This is a genomic window from Candidatus Synechococcus spongiarum SH4 (assembly GCF_000586015.1).
In the GTDB taxonomy this organism is placed as follows: Bacteria; Cyanobacteriota; Cyanobacteriia; order PCC-6307; family Cyanobiaceae; genus Synechococcus_B; species Synechococcus_B spongiarum_F.
Genome location: NZ_JENA01000133.1, coordinates 1 through 4718 on the forward strand (window position 1 = coordinate 1; position 4718 = coordinate 4718).

The window sequence follows — 4718 nt, forward strand, 5'->3', positions numbered from 1 at the left end:
TGACCCGCTCCATCACCAGATCCGCCGCCGGCACGCCACCGAGCCATTCCACCTCCCGTAACCCCGTGGGGCTGGTGACGTTGATCTCGCTCAGCCATGGACCAATCACGTCGATGCCCACAAACGCCAGACCGGCCCGGCGCAGCGGTTCAGCCAGGGCGCGGCAGATGGCGTGATCCCTGGCGCTGAGACCACAGGCTTCCGGCGTCCCCCCCACGGCCAGGTTGCTGCGGAACTCTCCCTGTTGGGGCCGCCTGTTGATGGCGCCAACGGGTTCGCCGTTGACCAGCAGGATCCGCTTATCCCCCGCCGTCACGTCCGGCAGAAAGGCTTGCGCCAACACCGGAAGCCGCTGTTGCGCCGTGACCAGTTCCAGCAACGCCTGCAAACCGGCCATGGCGCTGCTGGCCCGCACCACCCCTTGCCCGCCGCGGCCTTCCAGGGGTTTGAGCACCACGTCCCGGTGTTGATGGATAAAGGCCAGCAGACCGGCACAGTCCCCACTCACGATTGTGGGCGCCATGAGACGGGGAAACTGCAGGGCGGAGAGTTTTTCGTTCCAGATCAGCAGGGAGGCCGGACGGTTCACCACCCGTACGCCACGGCGCTCGGCTTGCGCCAGCAGACCGGCGGCAAAGACGTAGGCATCGTCCACCGGCGGGTCACGGCGCATCCACACCACCTGAAAGCCCGTCAGGCTGCGCTGCTCCACGGCCCCTTGTCCATACCAGGGATCCGGCACGCGCCAGCCCTGGGGGTCGTGGTGCATGGGGGTCAACTCCAGGGGCTGCGCCAGGACAGTGACATCCCCGTCAACGGCTTGCAGGCGCCGTGGCTCCGCCCACCACACCTGGCTGCCTGCGTCGGAGGCGGCTTGCATGAGGGCCACGCTGCTGTCCTTGGCGGGGCGCAGTCGGGACAGGGGGTCAGTCAGAAAAAGCTGTTGCAAGGGAATCCCCGGACCGGGTCAAACCTGGAGGAGGGTATCCAGTTCACCGGAGCTTTCCAGGGCCTGTAGCTCGTCGTATCCGCCAACGTGCCGGTCGTCAATGAAGACCTGGGGAACCGTGGTTCGTCCGCCGGAGCGCAGGCCCATGGCCCGCTTCCGGCCCCGGCCTTCCTCGATGTCGATGTTGGTGTAGGTGACGGCTTTGTCGTCCAGCAAAGCCAGGGCGCGGCGGCAGAAGGGGCACCAACCGGTGGTGTAGATCTCGACCTTGGCCATGGCAGGCGCGGAGCGCAACTGGAACCCATGGTACGTCCCTTCCCAACCGTCCCGGTTCCCCCTTGCCGGGATGATTGGCCCGTTAGGATGGGGACATGACCGAATCCACCACGACGCGACTGGATCCCGTTGACCTCCAGCGTCACTTGTCCGAACTCACCCAGCGCCTGGGCAATGCCCAGGACTGTCTTTGACGTTCCTGCTCTACAGGCCCGTCAAAACGATCTGGAGCAGTTGGCTGCTCAACCCGACTTCTGGACGGATCAACGCCGCGCCCGGAAGCACATGCGCCAACTGGATGATGTGAAGGCCCAGCTTGAGGCCCTGCGCCAGTGGTCCGCCACCCTGGCGGACGCCCAGGCGGCCCTGGAGCTCCACCAGCTTGAGGCGGATGGGCTGTTGCTGGAGGAAGCCCATGACGCCCTGTCCACATTGCAGGGCGCCCTGGACCGCTGGGAACTGGAGCGGCTGCTCAACGGCCCCTACGACCAGGAAGGGGCTGTGCTCACCATCAATGCCGGCGCCGGCGGCACCGATGCCCAGGACTGGGCCGAGATGTTGATGCGCATGTACAGCCGTTGGGCGGAGCGCAACGGCATGACCAGCACCGTGGCGGAACTCTCCCAAGGGGAGGAGGCGGGCATCAAGTCCGCCACCCTGGAGATCACCGGGCGCCATGCCTATGGCTACCTGCGGCACGAGAAAGGCACCCACCGGCTGGTGCGCATTTCCCCCTACAACGCCAACGACAAACGCCAGACCAGCTTTGCCGGTGTGGAGGTGATGCCCCAACTCAAGGAGGATCTGGACCTGGAGATCCCGGACAAGGATCTGGAGATCACCACCTCCCGCTCCGGCGGGGCCGGGGGGCAGAACGTCAACAAGGTGGAAACCGCCGTGCGCATTCTCCACCTGCCCACCGGCCTGGCGGTGCGCTGCACCCAGGAGCGTTCTCAACTGCAGAACCGGGAGCGGGCCATGGCCCTACTCAAGGCCAAGCTTCTGGTCATTGCCCAGGAACAGCGGGCTGCGGAAATTGCCGACATCCGTGGGGACATGGTGGCGGCTGCCTGGGGCAACCAGATCCGCAATTACGTGCTGCACCCCTACCAACTGGTGAAGGATCTCCGCACCAATGCGGAAACCACGGACGTGCAGGCGGTGATGAACGGGGAACTGGATGCCTTTATCCAGGCCTCCCTCCACGCCAACCTGGAGACAGCAGATCTTTCCCCATGACCCATAGCCCCCCTCCTCAAGACAGCTTCGTCAAGCTGGCCATGAGAAACATGGTGCGCAAGGGCCGCACGTCCCTGCTGCACATGGCCCTCACCACCACCGGCCTGGTGGCGGTGCTGCTGCTGCTGGCCAGCCTGGACCGCCCCAACCTGTGAGCCGTGGCGAGGAATCCCCAGCCAGGGCTCCCCATCCCCTCGGCAGTGCATGTGGACTTGGCCTGGAGCAGCGGCCGGCCGGACCTTCTCCCTCAGCCTGTTTGTCATCAACTGTTGCGGCGCTGGCTGCTGTCGCTACAGCCGGAGTTGGCGCCCCAACAGCGGAGCAGGACCTACAGCCTTGGCGTCACCGTCACGGACGACGACGCCATGGCGGATTTGAACCGGAGGTGGCGCCATGGCCATGGCGCCACGGACGTGCTGGCCTTTGCCAGTGGTCAGGACGATCCCTGGTGGGCGCCGGGGCGGGGGGAACCGCTGGAGCTGGGGGATATCGTCATTGCCTGGGAAACGTCCGAGCGTCAGGCGGTGGCCAGTGGCTGGTCCCCGGCCCAGGAGGTGGTCTGGTTGCTGAGCCATGGTCTCCTCCACCTGCTGGGCTGGGACCACCCCGATGACGCCGGTTTGGCGGCCATGCTGGAGCGTCAGATCCTGCTGCTGGAAGCCACAGGCCAGACAACCGTCCAGGATCGGGCTAAGGTTTGGTCATTGCCTGGGGATCCCTTTGCAAACCACCAGTTCACCTGAAGCGCAGGTGATGCGCCGGGGCCGCGGAACGAGGGTCGGAGCCTACAAGGCGGCCCGGGATCTGCCGGCCAGTCTCCGGTATGCGGCCCAGGGGCTGGGCTATGCTCTGGCCAGTCAACGGAACTTCCGCTTGCAGGTGCTCCTGGGTAGCCTGGCCTTGATCCTGGGCCTCTGGCTGCCCCTGGAGCCGTTGGAGTTGGGGGTACTGGTGCTCACCGTAGCCGCCGTGCTGGTGCTGGAGTTGCTCAACACCGCCACGGAAGCCGCGGTGGATCTGGCCATCGGACGACAGTTTCACCCGCTGGCGCGGATTGCCAAGGATTGTGCGGCAGCAGCGGTGCTGGTGGCGGCCATGGCCTCCGTTCTCATTGCCCTGCTGCTTCTATCCCCCCCCCTGTGGCAACGCATTGTGGGGGGATAGCCCTGTGCTTCTGGTGATCGACAACTACGACAGCTTCACCTTCAATCTGGTGCAGTATCTGGGGGAGTTGGCTGTGGATCATCCCCTTGCCGCCAGCTTGCGGGTGGAGCGCAACGATGCGCTGACCATTGCCGAGCTTGCCGCCCTGCGGCCGGCCGCAGTGGTCCTTTCCCCGGGTCCGGGTGACCCGGATCAGGCGGGGGTGTGCCTGGAGGTGATTGACCGTCTGGGTCCCACAACGCCAATGCTGGGGGTGTGTCTGGGTCACCAGGCCATGGCCCAGTGTTTTGGCGGCCGCGTGGTGCGCGCCCATCAACCCATGCACGGCAAGACCTCGGCGGTCCACCACCGCCAGGAGGGGGTGTTCCGCGGGTTGCCCCAACCCCTGACCGCCACCCGTTACCACTCCCTGGTGGTGGAGCGCCCCACCCTGCCCGACTGCCTGGAAATCACCGCCTGGCTGGAGGATGACCAGCACACCGTCATGGGTCTACGGCACCGTGACCATCCCCACCTGCAAGGGGTGCAGTTCCATCCGGAAAGTGTGTTGACCCAGGCGGGGCACAAGCTGCTGGGCAATTTCCTGCGGCTGGCGGATGCTTGAACGCTGCTACCTTCTGCTTCGGAAACAAGTCAGCAATCCTGAACAGAGAGCGATGGGGTACGACCGATTTTCTGGCCGATTTCTTGAAGGGTGCTGCGCTGCCATCCTCAGCCTGGGGATGAGCTGGGGCTGGGGTGTGGCCGCGCCCGCCACGGCAGAGCCGGAGTCAACCGCAGAGTCAACCGTGCGGATCACCAGTTACGGCCATAGCGCCCTGCTGTTCGAGAGTGACGAGGGGCGACTTCTGATTAACCCCTTCCGAGCCGTTGGCTGCGCCGCGGACCTGAAGGAGCCTCGTCTTGCCGTGGATCTGATCCTGGCCAGCAGCAGCCTTCCCGATGAGGGCGCCCCCGTGGCGCAGGGCCGTTTCCTGGGCGCCCCCGGCTCCTATCCGCTGGATGATTGGCAGGTTGAGGGCTTTGCGGTACCCCATGACCACGTGGGTGGGCGTCGCTTCGGGCAAGGGGTGGTGTGGACCTGGCGGCA

The 4718-nt window shown here is 65.7% G+C and carries 8 protein-coding genes; 6 read left to right on the top strand and 2 right to left on the bottom strand.

Annotation, left to right across the window (positions count from 1 at the left end):
- Together gshB and grxC are read right to left on the bottom strand one after the other, a co-directional pair.
- Positions 1-949: glutathione synthase (gshB, locus tag BG35_RS0106640; RefSeq protein WP_025782218.1), on the bottom strand; the 949-nt coding region annotated here is incomplete at its 3' end.
- Positions 950-967: 18 nt separating this feature from the next.
- Positions 968-1225: a glutaredoxin 3 gene (gene grxC / locus BG35_RS0106645; RefSeq protein WP_025782219.1), complete on the bottom strand. Its 258-nt coding sequence runs from the start codon at positions 1223-1225 to the stop codon at positions 968-970.
- Positions 1226-1320: 95 nt separating this feature from the next.
- Between grxC and prfB the strand changes: the two genes are divergently transcribed.
- From prfB to BG35_RS0106680, 6 genes are all read left to right on the top strand, one after another.
- A protein-coding gene (prfB, locus tag BG35_RS0106655) for a peptide chain release factor 2 (RefSeq protein WP_201768416.1) occupies positions 1321-2464 on the top strand; the annotation gives its coding sequence in 2 pieces (ribosomal slippage) (positions 1321-1416 and positions 1418-2464; 1143 coding nt in all).
- Complete coding sequence (locus BG35_RS12120) at positions 2461-2619, top strand: DUF3285 domain-containing protein (protein ID WP_071994808.1); 159 nt, start codon at positions 2461-2463, stop codon at positions 2617-2619. The genes prfB and BG35_RS12120 overlap by 4 nt, the downstream gene beginning before the upstream one ends.
- A gap of 3 nt (positions 2620-2622) precedes the next feature.
- Positions 2623-3207 carry an rRNA maturation RNase YbeY gene (gene ybeY, locus BG35_RS10745; protein ID WP_080688078.1) on the top strand — a complete coding sequence of 195 codons (585 nt, stop codon included), beginning with the start codon at positions 2623-2625 and terminating at the stop codon, positions 3205-3207.
- 10 nt (positions 3208-3217) lie between these two features.
- Positions 3218-3628, top strand: a complete 411-nt coding sequence (locus BG35_RS0106670; protein ID WP_080688079.1) for a diacylglycerol kinase family protein — start codon at positions 3218-3220, stop codon at positions 3626-3628.
- Positions 3629-3632: 4 nt separating this feature from the next.
- Complete coding sequence (locus tag BG35_RS0106675) at positions 3633-4232, top strand: anthranilate synthase component II (protein ID WP_025782223.1); 600 nt, start codon at positions 3633-3635, stop codon at positions 4230-4232.
- Positions 4233-4416: 184 nt separating this feature from the next.
- A partial coding sequence (locus tag BG35_RS0106680; RefSeq protein ID WP_236619817.1) for an MBL fold metallo-hydrolase occupies positions 4417-4718 on the top strand: 302 nt, incomplete at its 3' end.

Coding starts and splice junctions, on each gene's coding strand:
- grxC (WP_025782219.1), bottom strand. CDS start 1,225: ATGGCCAAGGTCGAGATCTACACCACCGGTTGGTGCCCCTTCTGCCGC.
- BG35_RS12120 (WP_071994808.1), top strand. CDS start 2,461: ATGACCCATAGCCCCCCTCCTCAAGACAGCTTCGTCAAGCTGGCCATG.
- BG35_RS0106670 (WP_080688079.1), top strand. CDS start 3,218: ATGCGCCGGGGCCGCGGAACGAGGGTCGGAGCCTACAAGGCGGCCCGG.